A 20,405-nucleotide genomic window follows, 5' to 3' on the forward strand; every position below is an offset into this window, starting at 1 on the left:
CTCAGGCAAGCGAGAGCGCGACCAGGTCGTCCTCGCTGAGCGCCAAGGACTGGGTGAGCGGGCACGCCGCCAGGAAGCGCACCTGCTCGGACGCGCGGACTTTGCGCTCGGGGATCGGTGTCGTGATGTCGATCCGCTTCCCTCGACTGATGACCTCGGCGAAGCGCGTCTTGTCCGCGAGCAGGCGAACGTCGCGCAGAGGGTCGCCGTCGAAGACGACGACATCGGCCAGCCACCCCTCTTGGAGAGTGCCGACCTCACCCTCGAGGCGCATCGCGAGCGCACCGTTGCCCGTCGCGGCCACGATCGCCTCCATCGGCGTCAGGCCGGCGTACTCGACGAGCATCTCGAGCTCGCGAGCGTGCCACTCCCCCACTGGAGTGACGGCGAATCCGGTCTCGGAGCCCGCCAGGACCTTCACGCCGGCCCGGTGCGCCTTGTGGACCATCTCACCCGTGGCGTCGATCTCGGCCCGGAAGAGGTCAAGCAGCTCAGGGGCGGTCCCGATCTTGGTGCCGTAGTCGGCGAGGTTGCCCAGCAGCGTGAACGTCGGGCAGATCGCCGAGCCGTTGTCGATCACGGCCTGCAACGCGTCGTCGTCCATATACGAGCAGTGGTAGATCAGGTCCATCCCGGCCTCGGCCGACTCCTTGGTGCTGAGCGAGTTGCGCGCGTGGCCGACGACCCGCGTGTTGAGGTCGTGCGCGGTGTCGCAGACGGTCTTGAGCTCGTCGAAGGTCCAGACCTTCATCTCGGGGCCCTTGTGGGAGGGGATCACCCCGGTCACGTGCACTTTGATCCAGTCGACTCCGTGCTTGATCTGGCGCCGGATCTCGCTCACCATCACGCTGCGGTCCTGCACCACCGTGGCGTACCCGGTCCGTCCCTCGTCCTTGATGAGGCGTCCGGCGGTGCCCCCGACCGACGTCATCAAGGCGTTCCCGCCGGAGGCGACCCGCGGCCCCTCGACGATGCCTGCCTCGATGGCGTCTCGGAGCTCGACCCCGATGTTCCACAGGCAGTCGGCATCGAGGACCCCTGTCACCCCGGCCCGCAGCACCTTGCGCGCGTTGTAGGCCGTGAGCATCGAGCTGTACGCCTCGGTGCGGTGGTAGAAGAGCTCGTCGTTGCCGGTCGGCTCCCCGAACGTCAGGTGGGTGTGCGCGTCGATCAGTCCCGGCATCACGGTCTTGCCGGTGGCGTCGATCCGCTCGACGTCGCTCCGCTCGCGGCACGCGTCGAAAGCGTGCTGCCCCATCGCGGTGATGCGGTCCCCCGAGACGAGGATCGCCACGTTCGGGACGGGCTCGGCTCCCGTCCCGTCGACGAGCGTCCCTCCCTCGATCAGCAGGTCAGTCATGCCACTCTCCCTCTCGGCTAGGCGTTCGTGACGCCGAGGACGAGGCCGCCGTCAGCAGTCAGGATGCTCCCGGTGGTCCACTCCGCGCGGACGAGGTACTCGACGGCCTCGGCCATCTCCTCGACCGTCCCGATCCGTCCGAGCGCGTGCGCCGGGGCGAGCCCGTTGAGCCGCGCAAGCGCGGAGGCGTCGTCGGACAGCCCGGCCCGCTGGTTGAGCTCGGTGAAGACCGCACCGGGCCGCAGGCAGTTCACACGGATCCCCTGCGGCCCCAGCTCCGCAGCGAGAACGCCCGTGAGCGTCTCGAGCGCCCCCTTGGTCGCGGCGTACGGCGATGCCCCGGGGAACGCGCGCTGCGTGTGCGCCGAGCCGAAGAACACGACCGACCCGTGGCTCGCCCGCAGGTGGCTCAGGCAGTCGCGGACCAGCTGCATGGGGCCGACGACGTTGGTGTGGAACAACGCGAGGGTCTCGTGCTCGTCGAGGTCGTCGAGCGGGCCGCGATACATGTTGCCCGCCGCGTTCACCAGCGCGTCGATCCCGCCGCCATGGCTCACCGCGACCTCGACGAGGCGGGCCCGGTCTGCTGTCGATGTCACGTCCGCCTGGACGGCCACGCACCGAGGACCCAGCGACGCGGCAACCTCCTCGACCTTCGCCTTGCGGCGCCCGGCGATCGTGACCCGCGCGCCGTGCTCGACGAGGTGCCGCGCGACTCCGGCACCGATCCCGGAGCCGCCTCCGGTGACGATCACCGAGGCTCCCTTGACCGGTCTCATCGCGGACCTCCGTCCACCGACCGTGGCCGCGCCAGGCCGGCAAGGACCGCCTTGGTGAGGCCACCGTCCACGACGAGGTTCTGACCCGTGATGTACGACGCCTTCTCCGAGGCCAGGAACATCACGGTGTCGGCGACGTCCTCGGCCGTCCCGAGGCGGCCGGTCGGCACGTGCGACGTCCGCTGCCGGCGCGCGTCGGGATCGGCGTAGATCGGCTCGGACATGCCCGCATCGATGAGACCGGGTGCGACCGTGTTGACCCGGATCCCACGACTCGCCCACTCCATGGCCATCTGCTCGGTGAGCCGGATGACCGCTCCCTTGCTCGCCGTGTAGGAGCCGGCGTTCGGAGCGGCAGCGACCCCGTTGATCGAGGCGAGGTTGATGATGCTGCCGCCGATGTCGCTCATCCGTCTCGCGGCGGCGCGCCCCACCAGGAACGTGCCGGTGAGGTTGAGCTGCAGCGCGGCGTTCCAGTCCTCGAGTGCGAGGTCGAGCAGCGGCCCGAAGCGGACCATACCCGCGTTGTTGACCACCAGCGCGGGCGGTTCGGGGAGAGCCGCCATCGCGTCGTTCACCGCGACCTCGTCGGTGACGTCGACGACGCACGGCGTCACCCCGTCCACGCGATCGGCCAGTCGGCGAACGGCATCGGCGTCGACGTCCCACGCAGAGACGAGATAGCCCGCCTTAACGGCGTGCTCGGAGATGACGGCGCCGATCCCTTTGGCTGCGCCGGTCACTACAGCCCAGTTCATCGCGTGCGTCTCCTGTCGCTGGGGTGTCGCGTGGGCCGGCTCATCGGCCGAAGACCACGGGGTACGCGCTGAAGTGGTCACGCGCCGAGTGCGGATCCTTGGTCGCAGGGCGGTCCGGGTCGGGACGGGCGCCGTGGTCGAGCAGTGCGCGCACCATCAGCGGCACGGTCCCGAGGACGTGGTCCGACGGGGCGTCGTCGCGCCACACCGTGCCGCCGTCGAGCTCCATGCCGATGCACGCGTGCATCCCGCCGCCGAAGGTGTGCCCCCAGGGCTGCACACCGACGGGGATCGGTCGGTCGGGGTCGAACGAGGCGGAGTCCGAACCGAAGACCTCGACGTCGCGGTTGGCCGCCCGCAGGTCCAGCTGGACCGAGGCACCCGCCGGGATCTGGCGACCGTCTCGCAGCGTGACCTCGGCGAGCGCGCGCCTCGAGGCGACCGGGCTGGCCGGGTGCAGCCTGAAGGTCTCGTGAACGCAGCGCTGGAGGAACACGTCGCTGCTCAGCCTGTCGGCATGCTCTGGGTTGCGCTCGAGCCAGCCGAAGATCTCGTCAGCCGAGTGTGCGAACGCGTCGGCGGTGCTGTGCGACCCGGCCTGCAGGTAGAACGCAACCTCGCGGCGTACGACGTCCGGCGTCAGCTCGAGCGCGTCGAGGTTGCGCAGGAGCGCTGTGAGCACGTCGGACGGCAGGTCCGCATCGGTGATCTCGCCAGCGGCATGGCGGGCGATGAGCTGGCGACGTCGCGCGATCGACGGCTGCAGGAACATCTCGTCGAAACGGTCCAGAGCGTCTGCGACCTCGGCCTCGACCTCACGGTGGTCTCGCGTCGAGTGCACGAGCACGGCGCCCTCGCTGAACCTCACCGCGAAGTCCTGCAGGGCGTCGGTCTCAGCCGGGGTGCCGAGGGGCCGGTCGATGCCCGCGACCTGGGCGGTCAGGTTGATGGTGGTGCGGTAACCGAGCTCGATGAGGTCAGCCCCGCCCGCGGCCACGTACGGAGCGATCGCACCGGCGATGATCGCGGGGACGAGCTCGGCTTCCCACCAGCGGAACGTTCCCCGACGGAAAAGTCGGTTCTCGAGTCTGCGCCGGGCCTGGTGGTCGGCGCCGTGCAGATCGAGCAGGCAGTCGGCCATGACCACCCCGCCCACGTCGTACAGGGCCTGGCGCAGGTCGCGTTGCCGAAGCGCGTCCCAGACCTCCTGGTAGCCCGTCAGATCGCAGGAGGTCACCGACCCGGGGCACCCGCCGATGTTCACTGAACCTCCCGTATCGTACGTGGTGGTAGCCCTAACGACTATAGGAACGGCGGCGCCGCCTGTCCAGCCTCTAGGGTGGACGTCGTGACGATACGCGCGACTACCGGAGGCCGAGATGAGTCCCGTTCCCCGTGGTGAGAACGACACCCTCCGCGTCATCGATGTCCACGCCCACGCGGTCCTCGCCGAGACGCTCGGAGCGGCCGGCGATGCAGGTCCCGAGCTCAGCGCCGACCCGGATCAACCGTGGTACCGCGTCGGTGGATACGTCTTGCACGGCGTCCGCTATCGCGACAGCCCGTTCATGGACCCGGACCTGCGGATCGCGCGGATGGACGAGGTCGGCATCGACCTGCAGATGCTGTCGCCCAACCCGCTGACCTACTTCGGCGACCTCGCCGTCCACGACGCGGTGACCTACTGCCGCAAGCACAACGACGCTCTCGCCACGGTCGTCGGCGACCACCGCGACCGCCTGTGCGGTGCGGCGCAGCTCCCTCTGCAAGACGTCGACGCCGCAGTGGCCGAGCTCCGGCGAGCGGTCAGCGACCTCGGACTGGTGTCAGCCGCCATCGACACCGATCCCCTCCGCGCCCTCGACGACCCCGCGATGGACCCGTTCTACGAGACCCTCGTCGAGCTCGATGTGCCACTGTTCCTGCACCCCAGCCCCCTCGGCCCCGAGGGCCCTCCGGCTGACCGTCGACTGCGCCGTTTCGACCTCGACCTCCTCGTGGGTTTCGCGTACGACGAGACGCTGGCGGTGTCCACCCTGATCCTGGGCGGTGTGCTCGATCGACATCCCGGCCTCGACGTCTGTGTCTCCCATGGCGGCGGCGCGACCGCGCTGCTGGCCGGCCGGCTGGCAAGCGCGGCGCGGCGGCGCCCCTGGGCCGCACCCGACCTCGCGGACGGCGGCTTCGAGCGCCAGCTGCGCAGGCTGTGGTTCGACACTCACGTCCACAGCGACCGTGCGCTCGCATGCCTCATCGATGCGGTCGGGACGGACCACCTCGTGTTCGGCACCAACTTCGCCGGATGGGACGGCGCCGAGGCCCCCGAGCCCGGCAAGCTCGCCGACGCCCTGTCCCGCAACGCCACGAGGCTCCTGCGCCTGTGACCACCTTGGGTCAGACGAGGACCTCGCGGTCGCCCTCGAGGAGACGGATCGCACCGGACGGGCAGTGGCGAGCGATCTCGACCAGCTTCTCGTCGGACACCTCACCCGGCTCGGCGCGGACCTCGGCGATCTCGTCCTCATCGAAAGCGAAGACCTGCGGCGTGTCCGCGACGCACTTGCCAGAACTCATGCAGAGGTCCTGGTCGACCTCGACCCTGTACGCCATCGTGCCCTCCGTCGTCTCTCGCCACATCATTAGTCGTTAGTTCTATAACGTCAAGAGGATGCTGGCCAGATCTCAGGAAGGACGCCGTCAGGCTCCTCGGCCGTGCTGCGAATGGCGGTAGGTCTGTCGCAGGACCTCGGCTGCGGCACCGTGGTCGGCGCGCAGGCGTTTGATCGCGTCGTCGTTCACCCAGAACTCCTCGAAGGCCGCGGGGTCGAGGAGACGGTCGACGACCAGATGCATTGCGATGTCATGCCTGACGAACTCGACGGCGACGAGAACCACGGCCGGGTCGTCGGTGTAGACACCCCACGCGCCGCGCTCTGTCAGGCCCCCGATCACGGCCTGGTTGCGATCGGCCGCCACCACCAGAAGCCGGCACCCCAGGTTCTCCAGGACGACGTCCGGCTCCGAGTAGCGGTGCTCGGTCGTGCTGCCGACCGGGTCCGAGTCGCGGCCGAAGCTGACCACCGAGACCTCGACACCGCGCCCGGCCGCCTCCTTCATCAGGTCCTTCAGGGTCTCGATCTCGGACGGCCAGCCGGAGACGAAGAGATCGTGACGAGCAGCGGCAACCACGTCCTGGGCACGGAGCACCAGTCCGGGCTGGCTGTCCAGACCGTGCAGCAACCGAACCTCGGGCGGGGCCGTGATCTCGGGGAGCTGCGCGCTGAGGACCTCGATCGAGCTCTCGAAGTCCCGGCGCAGCCTGTCGAGCAGCGAGGTGGGCGGCAACGAGAGGTAGCCGACGTTGTCGTCGCCCGTGCGCACCTCGTACGCGGCGCCGCGCGTGCAGAGCTTGTTGAGCGTCTCGTACACGGTGCTGCGCGGGACACCAGATCGCTTGGCCACCTCGTACCCGTTGAGCGGGGCGCCAGCCGCCACCAGCGCGATGTACGCCTTGGCCTCGTAGCCGGACATGCCTAGCCGCTGCAGCTCGGCGATGACGGTTTCCTGGGTCATCTAGGAGGAGCCTTTCGCCTTGACTGGAATGACGGTCCCGATTGTCGCACGCACGATCACGACCACGACCCGTCGCGAGCGCGAATGTCAGGTCGGGTGCTGCACGGCGGTCCGCTCGGCGAGGATCGGCCGGATCTTCTCCGTGACGACGCGCACGTGATGCTCGTTGGTCGCGTACGCCTCGTACGCCGCTGCGTCCGGGAAGTCCACCGTCACCGCGACGTCAGCGTTCCCCGGCGTCGACCCGGCATCACGACCGACCGTCAACCTGCCCAGGTCGGCGATCTGCTCACCCAGACGCACGAGGGCCGCGAGCGCGTCGTCCTGCTGCGCCGCCGTGGCGCCGTCGGCCCACCGGAAGAGGACGACGTGCCGAAAGCCCACGTCAGGCCCCCACCGGGAAGGTCGCCGGATAGACGCCCCAGTACGGGCGCGCGGTGTTCGCGTCCCGCTGCGGCGGGTTGTCCGGGTCGCTGGCGACACCTGCGTCGAACATCCGCTGGACCGCGGACGTCACGAGGCCGTACAGCTGCCCGTCGGACGCGTCCGGGTCGTTGCCCAGGACGCCGGCGGCAAGGTCTTGCCCGATGCACACGTGCATCCCGGCGGCGAACGAGAGCCCGAACGGCCCGACGCCCGGCGGGAGCACTCGGTGCGGGTTGAACACGGCAGCGTCCGGGCCGAACACCGAGACGTCTCGGTTGACCTGCATGAGGTCGATGACGACCGTGCCGCCCGCTGGCACCTCGTCGCCGGACTTGAACGACACGGGCGCGAGCGCACGACGCTTGCCGATAGGACTCGAGGGGTTGAGACGGATGGTCTCGTGGATGCACCGCTGGACGAAGGCCCTCGACGTCAGCAGCGCGCGATCCTCGGGATGTTCCTCGAGCCATCCGAGGATGTGGTCGATCGAACGTACGAAGGCCGTGGCACTGGTGTGGGCGCCGGCCAGCAGGAAGAACGCGACCTCCCGCCGGATGATCTCGTCGCTCAGCGCGAGCTCCTCGCGATCCTTCAGCAGGACCGACAGGACGTCGCGAGGCAGGTCGGACTCCGACGCCTGGCCCGCGGCGATCTGGTCGAGGATCGCGGCCCGCCTGCGCACCGACGGCTGGAGGAACTCCTCGTCCCACTGCACGAGGCCTTCGAACACGCATGCGCGCTGAGCGTCCTTGTCTCCCGTGGCATGGGCAAGGGTGGCTCCCTTCACGAAGAGCATCATGTGGTCGTAGAGCCGCTGCGTCTCCTCGGTCGTGCCCTCGGGCCGGTCGACGCCGGCCGTGAGCGCCGCGAGGTTCAGCATCAGCTCGTGACCGAGGTGGACCAGGTCCACCGCCCCCGCCTCGACGTACGGGGCGATCGTCTTCTCGATCACTTCAGGGAAGAGCTCACCCTCGTAGTAGTCGAACGTCTCACGACGAAACATCCGGTTCTCGGCGCGACGTCGGGTGCGGTGTTCGAGCCCGTGGAGGTTCACGAGGACATCGGCCATGACGACCTCGCCCTCGTCGTAGAGCGACTGCCGCAGATCCTTGCAACGGTAGGCTTCTTTGGCCATCTCGAAGGTGTCCACGACGAACGTCGTCTCCACGACACTCTCCTGCTCCGCCATCTGCCCGCTCCCTCCGCGAACCGCTCACGGCACGCGCCGAGGCCGTTCGGCTAGCATGCAGTCGTTAGTCTTCTGACGTCAAGTATCGGGAGCGGCCGATGAGCGTTCCGATGACGCGCAGCGCCGTCGTCTACTCGGGCGGTGTCACCCATGACTTCGTGACGACCAGCGGCGCTCTGACGGCGATCCTCGCGGCCGACGGCTGGAGCGTGACTGTCACCGAGAGTGCGTCCGAGCTCGTCGCCCGCCTCCCGGGAGCGTCGCTGGCCGTGTTCAACACCCTGCGCTGGACGATGCGACGACCCGAGCGGTACGCGGCTCAGGCCGCCGCGCACGGGTTCTGCACCCCGCTCGAGCTGAAAGACGCGCTATCCACGCACCTGGCCGCCGGGCGCGGCTTGCTCGCCATGCACACCGCCACCCTCTGCTTCGACGACTGGGACGAGTGGCCGCGAATGCTGGGGGCTTGCTGGGACTGGGACCGGTCGTACCACCCGCCGGTGGGCTCCATGACGGTCGAGGTCTCACGCTCCTCCCACGAGCTGGTCGCCGACCTCGACGACTTCTCCACAGACGACGAGGCGTACGCCGCGCTGGCGGTCGCCACCGACGTGGTCCCGCTGGCCAGCACGGTCGTCGGCGGCAGGCGCCAGCCGCTGGCCTGGATCCGCGAGATCGGCGGCGGACGCGTCGCGCACGACGCCCTCGGCCACCACGGGAGGTCGTACGAGGCGGCGACGCACCGTGAGCTCGTACGACGGCTCGCACGTTGGGCCACCCGCGCTCAGCACACCGGCACGCCCTCGCCGTAACCTGCCGGGGTGACCCAGCGCCGTACCGACTCCGCCGAAGGTCTCGCGTTCGGCGCTGGCGCCTATCTCCTGTGGGGCCTGTTTCCGCTCTACTGGCCGCTGCTGGAGCCCTCACCGCCCGTCGAGATCCTTGCCCACCGGGTGCTGTGGTCGCTGGTCACGGTGGCGGTCCTGCTGCTGGCCGCGCGGCGGTGGCGCCACGCGATGGTCGTCGTCCGCGACCGGCGGCGGCTGACTTACGTCGCGGTCGGCGGGTTCGTCGTCGCCCTCAACTGGGGGACGTACATCTACGCCGTCAACTCCGGCCAGGTCGTGGAGTCCTCGCTCGGCTACTTCATCAACCCGCTGATCACCATCGCGTTCGGCGTGCTCTTCCTCCGTGAGCGGCTGCGGCCTGTGCAGTGGGTCGCGCTGGGGATCGCCGCCGTCGCGGTCGCCGAGCTGACCTGGGAGTACGGCCGCGTCCCGTACATCGCGCTCGTCCTCGCCCTCACCTTCGGCGTCTACGGGCTGATGAAGAAGAAGGCCGGGATCGGGTCTGTCGAGGGGCTCGCGCTGGAGACCGCGACCGTCGCACCGATCGCGCTCGGCTACGTCGTGTTCCTGGCCGTGACCGGCGCCTCGACGTTCGGCACCGACGGCGTCGGCCACGCCCTGCTCCTCGCGTCGTCCGGGGTCGTGACCGCCGCCCCGTTGCTGCTCTTCGGCGCGGCAGCGACTCGCCTGTCGCTCACGTCGCTCGGCCTCCTGCAGTACCTCGCGCCGATCCTGCAGTTCGCCTTCGGTGTCCTGCTCTTCCACGAGGAGATGACCACCGGCCGCTGGATCGGGTTCGCGCTCGTCTGGCTGGCGCTGGTGATCATCACCGTCGAAGCCGCGCGTCACCGGCGCCGTACCCTCAGGGCCGCCGCCGCCAACGTCGTCTGACGGACGTCAGCTCACGGAGGCGTCCGCGCGAGGTCCGGCGACGACCTGGGCGCGGACGACCGATCCCTCGACGGTGCTGAGTGCCTGCACCTCTCGCGAGAGCCGCCGCACGATGTAGAGGCCCCGGCCACGCTCACGGCCATCGGGGGGCCGCGTCTTCCCGTGCTCGTTGAGAAGGGGATCGCCCCTGCCGTCGTCGGTGGCCTCGATGGTCAGGGTCCGGTCGGCGACCTCCACCGACAGGACCGCTCGGGTGCGCGCGGCGTCGAGGGCATTGGCCAGGAGCTCGTCGGCGACCAGGAGGGCATCCTCGCTGACGATCTCGTGCGCGGCCATCCACTCACGCATCTCCCGGCGTACGCGGCTGAGCAGATATGTCGCCTGCGGGCTGAGCTCCCAGCGCGCGAACGACGCCAGGGCGGGCTTGGAAGCGCGGCGCACCACCAGCGCGAGCGCGTCGTCGTGGCGCTCGGCGCCTTCGAGCGAGCGCTGGACGAGCGTGTCGGAGAGCTCCTGGGCCGGCAGGCCGGCGATCTCGCTGGCGATCTTCTCGAGCTGCTCCATCCCGGCGATGATGTCGCGCCGTGCCTCGACCAGACCGTCGGTGTAGAGGATGAGCGACTCCCCCTCCTCCAGGCGGGTAACCGCGATGCCGCTGCTCCCGACACCCGGCCACCCGATCGCGCCACCGCTGCCGGCCACCTGGCGTACGGAGCCGTCTGGTGCCACGATCACGGCCGGCGGGTGACCACCCGAAGCCACCCGGAGGTCACCGGTGCTCGGATTGAACCGTGCGACCACGACCGTCGCGACGAGCTCGGAGTCCTGCGCCCCGAGCAGCATGTCGGCACGCGCGACGACGTCTTCGAGCGGCGTCCCCTCGACGGCGACGTGCCTCAGGGTGTGAATCACGCTCAGCGCGTCGCGGGTCGCCGTGACGCCGTGGCCGAGTACGTCGACGACCGCCACGTGCAGCTCGCCCGTCGGCAGCTCGTGCCAGTCGAAGAGGTCGCCGCCGGTGGGTGCGGTCGGGTCGGACGCCACGTAGGCCACCGCGATGTCGACGCCCTCCATCCCGGGCGGCTCCGGAGCCACCGCCTGCTGGAGGTGGTCCACGACGAGGCGTTGAGCGGCCTGCATCTCGACGAGCTTCTTGAACTGCTCGCTCAGCTCGTGGAACTCCGTCGCCGGCGTGATGTCACGCGCGACGACGACCAGGCTACGGGTCCCGTCGCTGTTCTCGGCGCGCGTGAACGAGCACGCCAGCTGACGCTGCTCCCCGTTGGTCGCCGTGATGACCATCTCCCGCGGGAAGTCCGCGACCTCCCGCCAGTTGACGAGGTCGACGGGACGTCCCGATGCTGTGCGGGCGTGCAGGCGCGGGAGGGCATCGCGCCGCCCTCGGACCTCGGTGGCTGCCAGGCCGGTGATCTGCTCGCACGCAGGGTTCCACGTCGTGATCGCGCCCGCGGCGTCGATGGTGAAGATGCCGTCCGAGGTGCTCTGCAGGATCTCGGCGAGCGCACGCTCGTTCTGGACGACCTTCGAGACCGCCCAGCCCCGGCTGAGCGTGTGCACGGTCTGGCGCGCCAGCGTCTCGAGCACCGACACCTGGTAGCGCTCGGCGTACGGCGTGGGCCCCTGCAGGTCGTACAGGACGATGACGCCCACGATGCGCGTCCCCAGCTGCATCGGCGCCGAGACACACGACTGCCGACCGTCCTCACGCAGCAGACGCGCGAGCGCGGAGTTGTCGCTCGCTGCCACCCGAGTCAGCGCGCCGCGCTTGACGAGCCGCCGCTCGAGGGGGTTGACCGGCGCCTCGTCCTCGTACGAGCCGTCGGCAGACCACCGGAAGGCCGACGGACGGTTGTCCTCGCTCACCATGACCAGGGCGACCATGCGCGCCCCGAAGCGCTCGCGGATCTCTTCGAGGAACGGCCGGACGGCGGTCATCGGGTCGACCGGCTCGGAGAGGATCCGGCTCGCCTCGCTGAGGGTCTCGACACGGCCGCGATCGGCGTACGCGTCGGTGTAGAGGCGCGCGGTGAAGAAGACGAGCAGCAACGGGACCGGCACCAGCAGCACGCCGAGCGGACTCCCCGCCAGCGCGAAGACGAACAGCAGGCCGAACAGGGTGTTGATCACCCAGCTGGCAGCAGCCACCACGGTGAGGAAGAGCGGCTTGTGGACCGCGTACGGCCATGACACAGGATCGGTGAGGGCCGCCTCGGCGAGCACCCACCCGAGGTTGACCAGGGTGATGACCGCCAGGCTGACCACGGTCGCCACGACCACGGGGACGGTGAGCCGCGCATCGACACCGAGCAGATCGGCCACGATCGCGCCCACCGTCGCACCGAACGTCCACCGCGCCATGAGGGTGAGGCCACGAAGCCGGGGCTGCGACCGCGAGAACAGCCCCGGAAGATGGCCGAGAGCGACAGCGGCGGCGACCATCCCCACGTCGTACCCGTAGATCAGCGGTGCGATCGTCGACGTGACCAGCGTGAAGCGCGCCGGGCTGGTGGGGCCGCTGACCTCGACCTGGTAGGCCTCAGCGGCCGCAACCACCAGCACCAGGACCGGCAGGCAGGCCAGCGGGAGCATCGACGACGGACCCAGGTCGAGAGAGGCGGCGTACGCGGCCATCCCGGCGGCCGCGGCCAGCGTGAGGACGGAGAAGAGCGCCAGACCTGCGTTCGACCTGTGCCTGCTCACCTGCGACCTCCACGCCGTGTGATGCCAGTATGCGGCCCACCTCAGCCCACGCGCGTCACCACGCGGTCACAGAGCCCGGCGAGGGCTTCGCGGGCGGCGTTGGCCGGGAGCCGGTCGAGCAGCGCACGCGCAGCCTCCGCGTCGCGGTGGACCAACGCCCGGGCCGCGTCGAGCGCCGGGTTGGCGCGAAGCAGGGACAGCGCCTCGTCGACGGCGGCGTCCTCGGCGATCGGTCCGGAGAGCAGCTCCAGGAGCCGGGCATCCTCGGTGCGCGCGGCCTGCTGGACGAGCAGCGTGGGCAGGGTCGGAACACCCTCGCGCAGGTCCGTGCCCGGGGTTTTGCCCGAGTCGGCGGTGGCGCTAGCGATGTCAATGACGTCGTCGGCGAGCTGGAAGACCGAGCCGATCCGCTCACCGAACTCCGTCAGCACCTCGATCGTTTCGGCATCGGCCCCGCTGGTCATGGCGCCGAAGCGGGCGGCGGAGGCGATGAGGGAGCCTGTCTTGTCGGCGACCACACCGAGGTAGTGCGTGAGCGGGTCCTGGCCGTCGCGCGGGCCGATCGTCTCGTGGATCTGTCCGTGGACGAGCCGCTGGAACGTCTCGGCCTGGATGCGGACGGCGTCGGTGCCGAGCCCGGCCACAACCCGTGAAGCGACCGCGAAGAGGTAGTCACCGGTGAGGATCGCGATCGAGTTGTCCCAGCGGGCGTTGGCCGAGGCCGCGCCACGCCGCAGGGCCGCCTCGTCCATGACGTCGTCGTGGTAGAGCGTCGCGAGGTGCGTGAGCTCGATGACGACAGCGGCAGGCGGGACGTCGACGGAGCCCGGCTGCTCACCGAACTCGGCCGCCAGCAGGACGACGAGCGGGCGGAACCGCTTGCCTCCGGCATCCAGCAGATGGCTCGCCGCCTCGCCGACGAACCCGTCGTCGTCGTGCACGGCAGCACTGAGCTGCTTCTCGACCTCGTCCATCCGGTCGCTGACACGGGCAACGAGTGTGGGGTCGGACTCGGCGATGCCCCAGGCGTTTGACGCCACGGCTGCTGCTCCCTCGGTCGTGCGGCAGGTCAACGGACGAACGCCCCGACCTGCTGCACGAGCTCGAGCACCGGACCGGGAAGAACACCCAGGACGATTGTGACAGCCGCCGCGACGACGATGACCGACGAGGTCAGCGGGCTGGGCACGGCGACCGTCGGGCCATCGCCCTGCGGCGCCGCGAAGAAGAGCAGGACGACCACACGGACGTAGAAGAACAACGCGATCGCGGACGCCACCACGCCGACCACGACGAGCGGCCACGCGCCGCCCTCCCAGGCCGCCGCGAACACCGACCACTTGCTGATGAAGCCGCCGGTCAACGGGATCCCTGCGAAGGACAGGAGGAAGAGGGTGAAGGCGATCGCCACCAGCGGCGACTCCTTGCCGAGCCCTGCCCAGCGGCCGAGGTGGGTGGTCTCGCCGCCCGCGTCGCGCACCAGCATGACCACCGCGAAAGCACCGATCACTGCCACGCCGTACGCGAGGAGGTAGAAGAGGATCGCCGACACGCTCGTCAGGCCGGTGCCGGTCACGAGGCCGGCCAGTCCGACGAGGACGAAGCCGGCGTGCGCGATCGAGGAGTATGCGAGCATCCGCTTGACGTCGGTCTGGGCGATCGACACGATCGCGCCGAACAGCATCGTGATGATCGCGACGGCCCAGACCACAGGCGTCCAGTCCCAGCGTGCGCCGTCGAAGGCCACGTAGAAGATCCGGAGCATCGCGACGAACGCGGCAGCCTTCGTACCGGCTGCCATGAAGGCCGTGACCGGGGTCGGCGCGCCCTGGTAGACGTCGGGCGTCCACGCGTGGAACGGCACCGCCGCGACCTTGAACAGCAGGCCGACGAGGATCAGCGCCATGCCCGCCAGGAGGAGGTTCTCGCCGCCGATCCGGTTGCTGACCGCCGTCGAGATCTCGCCGAGGTCGAACGAGCCGGCGTAGCCGTAGGCGAACGCGACCCCGTACAGGAAGAACGCCGACGAGAAGGCACCGAGCAGGAAGTACTTCATGGCGGCTTCCTGGCTGAGCAGCCGGCGACGACGCGCCAGGCCACACATCAGGTAGAGCGGGAGGCTCAGCACCTCGAGCGCCACGAACATCGCGAGGAGGTCGTTGGCCGAGGCGAAGAACATCATGCCGCCGAGCGCGAACACCGCGAGGGGGAACACCTCGCTGTGCTCGATGCGCAGTTTGGTGGCCCGACGCTCGTCGGCACTCCCCGGCGCGGTCGACGCCTGGCTCGTGAACGCGCTCAGGCCCCCGTCGAGGCGCCGCTCGGCGAACAGCAGCATGCCGAGCACGCCGAACAGCAGCAGGGTGCCCCACGTGAACACGGCCGGGCCGTCGATGCTGAGCGCCCCCATTACGGACGGGCCGCCGCGCGCCGGGACGTCACCCTCGACCTCGGTGAGGTCGGTGGCGACCCACACGGTCGCCCCGAAGGCGGCGACCAGCCCGGCGACGGCCACGACGGCCTGGGTGACGAACCGGTACGCCCGGGGGACGAACGCCTCGACGAGCACGCCGGCGACCGCCACGCCGAGAACGATCAGCAACGGCGACAGCGTCGCGTAGTCGATGTCGGGCGCGTCGATCGGCGACGGCGCCATCGGCGCGAGGTGGGACACGGCGCTCACTTCGAGCTCCCCTCAGCGGTCGGGAAGGACGGTGTCTCAGGCTCGGGGTCGCCGACCTGGACGTGGTCGAGCGTCTCCGACACGGCCGGGTTGACTACGTCGAGGATCACCTGCGGGAAGAGGCCGAACCCGATGAGCAGGACGATGACGGGCGCGATCGCGATGATCTCGCGCGGCACCATGTCCGTGATCCCGCGGTTGTCCTCGCGCAGCGGGCCGGTCATTGTCCGCTGGTACATCAGGAGGATGTAGAGCGCCGCCAGGACGATGCCCAGCGTGGCGAACACCGCGGCCGTCGTCGACACCGTGAACGTGCCCGCGAGCACCAGGAACTCGCCGACGAACGTCGACAGGCCCGGGAGCGAGAGCGAGGCCAGGCCCGCGATGAGGAACAGGCCCGCCATGATCGGGGCGATCTTCTGGACGCCGCCGAAGTCGGAGATCCGCGCCGAGCCCCGACGTTGGATCAAGAACCCCGCGATGAGGAACAGCGCCGCCGTCGACAACCCGTGGTTGAACATGTAGAACGTCGAGCCGGACGCCGACTGCGACGTCAGCGCGAAGATGCCGAGCACGATGAACCCGAAGTGCGACACCGAGGTGAACGCGATCAGCCGCATCATGTCGTCCTGACCGATCGCGAGCAGCGCTCCGTACAGGATGCTGATGACGGCCAGGGTGATGACGACGGGGCTCGCCCACTGCGACGCCTCGGGGAACAACCCGAGGCAGAAGCGGATCATGCCGAACGTGCCGAGCTTGTCGAGGACGCTGACCAGCAGCACGGACGTACCGGGGGTGGCCGCCGACGCGGCGTCGGGGAGCCAGGTGTGCAGCGGGACCATCGGGGCCTTCACCGCGAACGCGAGGAAGAAGCCCATGAACAGCCACCGCCCCTCGACCGTGCCGACCGAGAGGTCCTTCATGTCGGCGAGCAGGAACGACGGGTCGCCCTGGCCGTTGGAGATCACCCACATGCCGATCACCGCGGCGAGCATGAGCAGGCCGCCGGCGAGGGAGAACATGAGGAACTTCAGGGCCGCGTACGAGCGCCGGGCGCCGCCGTAGCCGCCGATGAGGAAGTAGGCGGGGACGAGCGCCGCCTCGAAGAGGACATAGAAGAGGAACACGTCCGTCGCCATGAAGACGCCGAGGACGAGGCCCTCGAGCGCGAGCATCAGTGCGAAGAACGTACGGACGCTCCAGCGGGCGCCGTCGGCGTCGTTCCAGCCGGCCAGGATGACGATCGGGACCAGGATCGTCGTCATCAGCACGAGCGTGATCCCGATGCCGTCGAGACCGAGGGAGTAGAAGACGCCGAGCGGTTCGATCCAGGCGTGCTGCTCGCCGAGCTGGTAGCCGGAGGCGCCGAGGTCGTACTGCGCCAGCACCGCCAACGAGAGAGCCAGCGTCACGAGGGAGACGCCGAGCGCCGTCCACTTCGCCAGCTCGGGACGGCTGCGCGGCAGGAAGGCGACGACTGCGCCGCCGACGAGGGGGACGACCAAGAGGACCGTCAGCCAGGGGAAGGACATGTCACTCACGCGAGGTTCACCGCCAGGAGGGCCAGGACGAGGACGAGGGCTCCGCCGAAGATCTCGGCGGCGTACGTCCGGACGAATCCGGTCTGCAGCCGGCGCAGGCCACGTGCACCGTCACCGACAAGCTCGGCGGTGCCGTTGACGGCGCCGTCGATCCCGCTGCCGTCGACGTAGACCAGCGACCGGGTGAGGTATTGGCCTGGTCGCATGAACAGCGCCTCGTTGACGGCGTCGCCGTAGAGGTCGGCGCGGCCGGCGCGAGTGAAGACCGAGACGTTCTGTGGAGCGGTGTCGGGCACCGGGCGCGTCGCGAACAGCACGTACGCGAGCGCGACACCTGCGGCGACCACGAGGACGATGATCGCCGTGATCACGATCGCCGGGACCGGGAGGTCGTGGTGCTCCTCCCCCGTCACCGGGGCCAGCCAGTCGCTGATCCAGCTCGAGAACGTGAGCGCACCTCCGGCGACCGACAGCGCCGCGAGCACGATCAGCGGGATCGTCATGATCTTGGGCGACTCGTGCGGGTGGACGTCGTCGCGCCAGCGCTTCTCGCCGAAGAACGTCAAGATCATCACGCGTGTCATGTAGAACGCGGTGACGCCTGCGCCGATCAGCGCGGCCAGACCGGCCCAGAAGTTCGTCGCGAAGGCCGACTCGATGATCTTGTCCTTGGAGAAGAAGCCCGAGAACCCTGGGAAGCCGATGATCGCGAGGTAGCCCATCGCGAACGTCGCGAACGTCAGCGGCATCAGCTTGCGCAGCGCGCCGTAGTGGCGCATGTCCACGTCGTCGTTCATGCCGTGCATCACCGAGCCGGCGCCGAGGAACATGTTGGCCTTGAAGAAGCCGTGCGTGATCAGGTGGAAGATCGCGAACGCGTAGCCGGCCGGACCGAGCCCGGCCGCGAGCATCATGTAGCCGATCTGGCTCATCGTCGAACCGGCGAGCGCCTTCTTGATGTCGTCCTTGGCGCAGCCGATCCAGGCGCCGACCAGCAGCGTGACCGTACCGACGATCATCACCGCCGTACGGGCGACCTCGGACAGGTCGTAGATCGCCGCCGAACGGACCACCAGGTAGACGCCGGCAGTGACCATCGTCGCCGCGTGGATGAGGGCCGAGACCGGGGTCGGGCCCTCCATCGCGTCGAGCAGCCAGCTCTGGAGGGGGACCTGGGCGGACTTGCCGCAGGCACCCAGCAGGAGCAGCAGGCCCAGCGCGGTCGCGACGCCCTGGGTGGCGTTCTGGACGTTCAGGCCGACGTCGTGGATGTTCGTCGTCCCGAACTGCGCGAACATCAGCATGATGCCGAGGGCGAGGCCGAGGTCGCCGACGCGGTTGACGACGAAGGCCTTCTTGGCCGCCACCGCCGCGGAGCGCTTCTCCTGCCAGAACCCGATGAGCAGGTAGGAGGCCAGGCCGACGCCCTCCCAGCCGAGGAACAGCACGAGGTAGTCGCCGGCCAGGACCAGGACGAGCATCGCGGCGATGAAGAGGTTGAGGAACCCGAAGAAGCGGCGCTTGCGTGGGTCGTCCGCCATGTAGCCGATCGAGTACACGTGGATCAGGGACCCGACGCCGGTGATCAGCAGGACGAACAGTGCGGCGAGCTGATCGTAGTAGACGCTCATCGTCACGTCGAACCCGCCGACCTGGATCCAGGTCCACAGGTCCTGCGTGATCGCCCGCTCGGCGGCGTCGCGTCCGAGGAGCGCGACGAAGGCGACCACACCGACGACGAAGGAGGCGATCGAGGCCGCGGTGCCGAGGAGGTGACCGAAGCGGTCGAGCGGACCGCGATCACCCGCGCCGTCGCCGATCAGGAGGATCGCGGCGCTGACCGCGGGGATCGCGATCACCAACCACACCCACGAGAACACGCCGTCGGCGGCGACCGGCACGACCTCGGCGTGCTCGCTCGCGGCCAGCACGACGCTGGAGAGACTCGTCATTCCCGCCCCCTCAGAGCTTCAGCAGACTGGCGTCGTCGACCGAGGCCGAGCGACGGGTACGGAAGATCGACACGATGATCGCGAGGCCCACGACCACCTCGGCCGCGGCGACCACCATCACGAAGAAGGCCGCGATCTGGCCGTCGAGGTTGCCGTGAGCCCGCGCGAACGTGACGAACGCGAGGTTGCAGGCGTTGAGCATCAGCTCGACGCACATGAACACGACGATCGCGTTGCGCCGCACGAGGACGCCGACGGCGCCGATCGTGAACAGCAGGGCGGACAACCCGATGAAGGGCTCGACGCTCACAGGTCCTCCTCGCCTTCGGCCGGTCGAGCCGACTCGATCACACCGCGCTCGCGCGGCGACCCGTCGGCCTCGAGCTTGCGCAAGGTCAGCGCCACGTCTCCGTCGAACGCCCCCTCGCGAACGACGCCGCGCTCGCGCAGCGTCTTGGACGTCGACTGCTCGACGGGCGAGCCGTCCGGCAGCAGCGCCGGCACGTCGACCGCGTTGTGCCGTGCGAAGACGCCCGGAGTCGGGAGGTTGCCGGGGTGCTCGCCGTGCTCGGCGTAGCGCTGCATGCGCTCGAGCGCCAGGTCGCGCTGCGAGCGCTTCGGCTCGAGGCGCTCGCGGTGCGCGAGCACCATCGCCCCGAGCACAGCGGTGATGAGCAGCGCGCTGGTCGCCTCGAAGGCGAACACGTAACGGTTGAAGAGGAGCCGTGCGAGCCCGTGAACGTTCCCGTCCGCGTTGGCCTCGCCGAGACCGATCACCGGACCGACGGTCGTCTGCGCGACCACGGTCACGAGGAGGAAGCCGAAGAGCACACCCACGACGACGGCGACGAGGCGCTGTCCGCGGATCGTCTCCACCAGCGAGTCGGTCTTGTCGACGCCGACGAGCATCAGCACGAAGAGGAACAGCATCATGATCGCGCCGGTGTAGACGATGATCTGCACGGCGAACAGGAAGGGCGCGTCCTGCATCGCGTACATCATCGCCAGGCAGATCATCACGACCGCGAGCAGCAGCGCCGAGTGCACCGCTTTGCGGGCGAGCACGACACCGAGCGCCGCCAGCACCATGATCGGCGCCAGCAACCAGAACGCGGTCACTGCTCGTCTCCCGCCGCGACACTCCCGTGAGCGACCGCCCGCGCCGCGGCGTCACCGCGGTAGTAGTCGCGTTCGGTGTCACCGAGCCGCATCTCGTGGGGCGGCGCCTCCATGCCCGGCAGCAGCGGTGCGAGCAGGTCGGACTTCTCGTAGATCAGGGACTCGCGGCTGGTGTCGGCGAGCTCGTACTCGTTGGTCATCGTCAGCGCGCGGGTCGGGCACGCCTCGATGCACAGTCCGCAGAGGATGCAGCGCAGGTAGTTGATCTGGTAGACGCGGCCGTAGCGCTCACCCGGGGAGAAGCGCTCGTCCTCGGTGTTGGACGCGCCCTCGACGAGGATCGCGTCCGCAGGGCACGCCCACGCGCACAGCTCGCACCCGATGCACTTCTCGAGTCCGTCCGGCCACCGGTTGAGCTGGTGCCGACCATGGAAACGCGGCGCGGTAGGCCGCTTCTCGAACGGGTACTGCACGGTGACCGGCTTCTTGAACATCGTCCGGAACGTCACGCCGAAGCCGGCGATCGGGTCCCAGAGCTGCTCCTTCAGCGTCGCCATCGCGA

At 69.5% G+C, this 20,405-nt stretch carries 19 protein-coding genes; 3 read left to right on the forward strand and 16 right to left on the reverse strand.

The window, feature by feature from the left end; translation table 11 throughout:
* Position 1 precedes the first annotated feature (1 nt).
* Genes HCT63_RS13865 through HCT63_RS13880 form a run of 4 tightly spaced genes read right to left on the reverse strand, consistent with a single transcriptional unit; the run spans position 2 to position 4,134 of the window.
* The gene (locus HCT63_RS13865) at positions 2–1,360 is read right to left on the reverse strand and encodes an amidohydrolase family protein (RefSeq protein ID WP_167005846.1); all 1,359 of its coding nucleotides are present in this window, start codon (positions 1,358–1,360) and stop codon (positions 2–4) included.
* A 17-nt stretch (positions 1,361–1,377) separates the two neighbouring features.
* Entirely contained in the window at positions 1,378–2,139 is a 762-nt protein-coding gene (locus HCT63_RS13870; protein ID WP_167005848.1) for an SDR family oxidoreductase, read from the reverse strand.
* Positions 2,136–2,897: an SDR family NAD(P)-dependent oxidoreductase gene (locus tag HCT63_RS13875; protein WP_167005850.1), complete on the reverse strand. Its 762-nt coding sequence runs from the start codon at positions 2,895–2,897 to the stop codon at positions 2,136–2,138. The genes HCT63_RS13870 and HCT63_RS13875 overlap by 4 nt, the downstream gene beginning before the upstream one ends.
* Before the next feature lie 40 nt (positions 2,898–2,937).
* Positions 2,938–4,134 carry a cytochrome P450 gene (locus HCT63_RS13880; RefSeq protein WP_167005853.1) on the reverse strand — a complete coding sequence of 399 codons (1,197 nt, stop codon included), beginning with the start codon at positions 4,132–4,134 and terminating at the stop codon, positions 2,938–2,940.
* Positions 4,135–4,276: 142 nt separating this feature from the next.
* Between HCT63_RS13880 and HCT63_RS13885 the strand changes: the two genes are divergently transcribed.
* Entirely contained in the window at positions 4,277–5,281 is a 1,005-nt protein-coding gene (locus HCT63_RS13885; RefSeq protein ID WP_167005856.1) for an amidohydrolase family protein, read from the forward strand.
* A 10-nt stretch (positions 5,282–5,291) separates the two neighbouring features.
* Here the strand turns inward: HCT63_RS13885 and HCT63_RS13890 are convergent, their stop codons facing one another.
* The 4 genes from HCT63_RS13890 to HCT63_RS13905 all read right to left on the reverse strand — a co-directional run bounded on the left by HCT63_RS13890 (position 5,292) and on the right by HCT63_RS13905 (position 8,085).
* A complete protein-coding gene (locus HCT63_RS13890) occupies positions 5,292–5,507 on the reverse strand; it encodes a (4Fe-4S)-binding protein (protein ID WP_167005859.1) in 216 nt (71 codons plus the stop codon).
* A gap of 87 nt (positions 5,508–5,594) precedes the next feature.
* On the reverse strand, positions 5,595–6,470 hold the full coding sequence (locus tag HCT63_RS13895) for a TrmB family transcriptional regulator (RefSeq protein WP_167005862.1): 876 nt from the start codon (positions 6,468–6,470) through the stop codon (positions 5,595–5,597).
* An 87-nt stretch (positions 6,471–6,557) separates the two neighbouring features.
* Entirely contained in the window at positions 6,558–6,854 is a 297-nt protein-coding gene (locus tag HCT63_RS13900) for a Dabb family protein (protein WP_167005865.1), read from the reverse strand.
* A gap of 1 nt (position 6,855) precedes the next feature.
* On the reverse strand, positions 6,856–8,085 hold the full coding sequence (locus HCT63_RS13905) for a cytochrome P450 (protein WP_167005868.1): 1,230 nt from the start codon (positions 8,083–8,085) through the stop codon (positions 6,856–6,858).
* A gap of 98 nt (positions 8,086–8,183) precedes the next feature.
* On the opposite strand from HCT63_RS13905, the gene HCT63_RS13910 reads away from it, so the two are divergent.
* Together HCT63_RS13910 and rarD are read left to right on the forward strand one after the other, a co-directional pair.
* Positions 8,184–8,897 carry a ThuA domain-containing protein gene (locus HCT63_RS13910; RefSeq protein WP_208322440.1) on the forward strand — a complete coding sequence of 238 codons (714 nt, stop codon included), beginning with the start codon at positions 8,184–8,186 and terminating at the stop codon, positions 8,895–8,897.
* A 9-nt stretch (positions 8,898–8,906) separates the two neighbouring features.
* Positions 8,907–9,824, forward strand: a complete 918-nt coding sequence (gene rarD, locus HCT63_RS13915) for an EamA family transporter RarD (protein ID WP_167005871.1) — start codon at positions 8,907–8,909, stop codon at positions 9,822–9,824.
* A 6-nt stretch (positions 9,825–9,830) separates the two neighbouring features.
* Here the strand turns inward: rarD and HCT63_RS13920 are convergent, their stop codons facing one another.
* The 8 genes from HCT63_RS13920 to nuoI are packed head-to-tail and all read right to left on the reverse strand — an operon-like array spanning position 9,831 to position 20,400.
* Positions 9,831–12,545 carry a SpoIIE family protein phosphatase gene (locus HCT63_RS13920; protein WP_167005874.1) on the reverse strand — a complete coding sequence of 905 codons (2,715 nt, stop codon included), beginning with the start codon at positions 12,543–12,545 and terminating at the stop codon, positions 9,831–9,833.
* A 41-nt stretch (positions 12,546–12,586) separates the two neighbouring features.
* Positions 12,587–13,585 carry a polyprenyl synthetase family protein gene (locus HCT63_RS13925; protein ID WP_347877942.1) on the reverse strand — a complete coding sequence of 333 codons (999 nt, stop codon included), beginning with the start codon at positions 13,583–13,585 and terminating at the stop codon, positions 12,587–12,589.
* Positions 13,586–13,614: 29 nt separating this feature from the next.
* Complete coding sequence (gene nuoN, locus HCT63_RS13930) at positions 13,615–15,201, reverse strand: NADH-quinone oxidoreductase subunit NuoN (RefSeq protein WP_167007136.1); 1,587 nt, start codon at positions 15,199–15,201, stop codon at positions 13,615–13,617.
* Positions 15,202–15,224: 23 nt separating this feature from the next.
* Positions 15,225–16,763: an NADH-quinone oxidoreductase subunit M gene (locus HCT63_RS13935; RefSeq protein ID WP_182397110.1), complete on the reverse strand. Its 1,539-nt coding sequence runs from the start codon at positions 16,761–16,763 to the stop codon at positions 15,225–15,227.
* A 5-nt stretch (positions 16,764–16,768) separates the two neighbouring features.
* On the reverse strand, positions 16,769–18,724 hold the full coding sequence (gene nuoL, locus HCT63_RS13940; RefSeq protein WP_167005880.1) for an NADH-quinone oxidoreductase subunit L: 1,956 nt from the start codon (positions 18,722–18,724) through the stop codon (positions 16,769–16,771).
* 10 nt (positions 18,725–18,734) lie between these two features.
* A complete protein-coding gene (gene nuoK / locus HCT63_RS13945) occupies positions 18,735–19,034 on the reverse strand; it encodes an NADH-quinone oxidoreductase subunit NuoK (RefSeq protein ID WP_167005883.1) in 300 nt (99 codons plus the stop codon).
* Complete coding sequence (locus tag HCT63_RS13950) at positions 19,031–19,813, reverse strand: NADH-quinone oxidoreductase subunit J (RefSeq protein ID WP_243843069.1); 783 nt, start codon at positions 19,811–19,813, stop codon at positions 19,031–19,033. Before HCT63_RS13950 ends, nuoK begins: the two co-directional genes overlap by 4 nt.
* A 26-nt stretch (positions 19,814–19,839) precedes the next feature.
* Positions 19,840–20,400 (reverse strand): NADH-quinone oxidoreductase subunit NuoI, encoded by a 561-nt coding sequence (gene nuoI / locus HCT63_RS13955; RefSeq protein ID WP_167005889.1) that lies wholly within the window; start codon positions 20,398–20,400, stop codon positions 19,840–19,842.
* Positions 20,401–20,405 lie beyond the last annotated feature (5 nt).

The organism is Mumia sp. ZJ430 (genome assembly GCF_011751845.1).
Lineage (GTDB): Bacteria > Actinomycetota > Actinomycetes > Propionibacteriales > Nocardioidaceae > Mumia.

What these genes read in the sequence shown, in the direction of transcription:
- HCT63_RS13935 (WP_182397110.1), bottom strand. Translation starts at nt 16,763, where the DNA reads ATGTCCTTCCCCTGGCTGACGGTCCTCTTGGTCGTCCCCCTCGTCGGC.
- HCT63_RS13890 (WP_167005859.1), bottom strand. Translation starts at nt 5,507, where the DNA reads ATGGCGTACAGGGTCGAGGTCGACCAGGACCTCTGCATGAGTTCTGGC.
- nuoI (WP_167005889.1), bottom strand. Translation starts at nt 20,400, where the DNA reads ATGGCGACGCTGAAGGAGCAGCTCTGGGACCCGATCGCCGGCTTCGGC.
- nuoL (WP_167005880.1), bottom strand. Translation starts at nt 18,724, where the DNA reads ATGACGAGTCTCTCCAGCGTCGTGCTGGCCGCGAGCGAGCACGCCGAG.
- HCT63_RS13885 (WP_167005856.1), top strand. Translation starts at nt 4,277, where the DNA reads ATGAGTCCCGTTCCCCGTGGTGAGAACGACACCCTCCGCGTCATCGAT.
- HCT63_RS13870 (WP_167005848.1), bottom strand. Translation starts at nt 2,139, where the DNA reads ATGAGACCGGTCAAGGGAGCCTCGGTGATCGTCACCGGAGGCGGCTCC.
- HCT63_RS13905 (WP_167005868.1), bottom strand. Translation starts at nt 8,085, where the DNA reads ATGGCGGAGCAGGAGAGTGTCGTGGAGACGACGTTCGTCGTGGACACC.
- HCT63_RS13865 (WP_167005846.1), bottom strand. Translation starts at nt 1,360, where the DNA reads ATGACTGACCTGCTGATCGAGGGAGGGACGCTCGTCGACGGGACGGGA.
- nuoN (WP_167007136.1), bottom strand. Translation starts at nt 15,201, where the DNA reads ATGGCGCCGTCGCCGATCGACGCGCCCGACATCGACTACGCGACGCTG.
- HCT63_RS13950 (WP_243843069.1), bottom strand. Translation starts at nt 19,813, where the DNA reads ATGGTGCTGGCGGCGCTCGGTGTCGTGCTCGCCCGCAAAGCGGTGCAC.
- HCT63_RS13895 (WP_167005862.1), bottom strand. Translation starts at nt 6,470, where the DNA reads ATGACCCAGGAAACCGTCATCGCCGAGCTGCAGCGGCTAGGCATGTCC.
- HCT63_RS13910 (WP_208322440.1), top strand. Translation starts at nt 8,184, where the DNA reads ATGAGCGTTCCGATGACGCGCAGCGCCGTCGTCTACTCGGGCGGTGTC.
- HCT63_RS13875 (WP_167005850.1), bottom strand. Translation starts at nt 2,897, where the DNA reads ATGAACTGGGCTGTAGTGACCGGCGCAGCCAAAGGGATCGGCGCCGTC.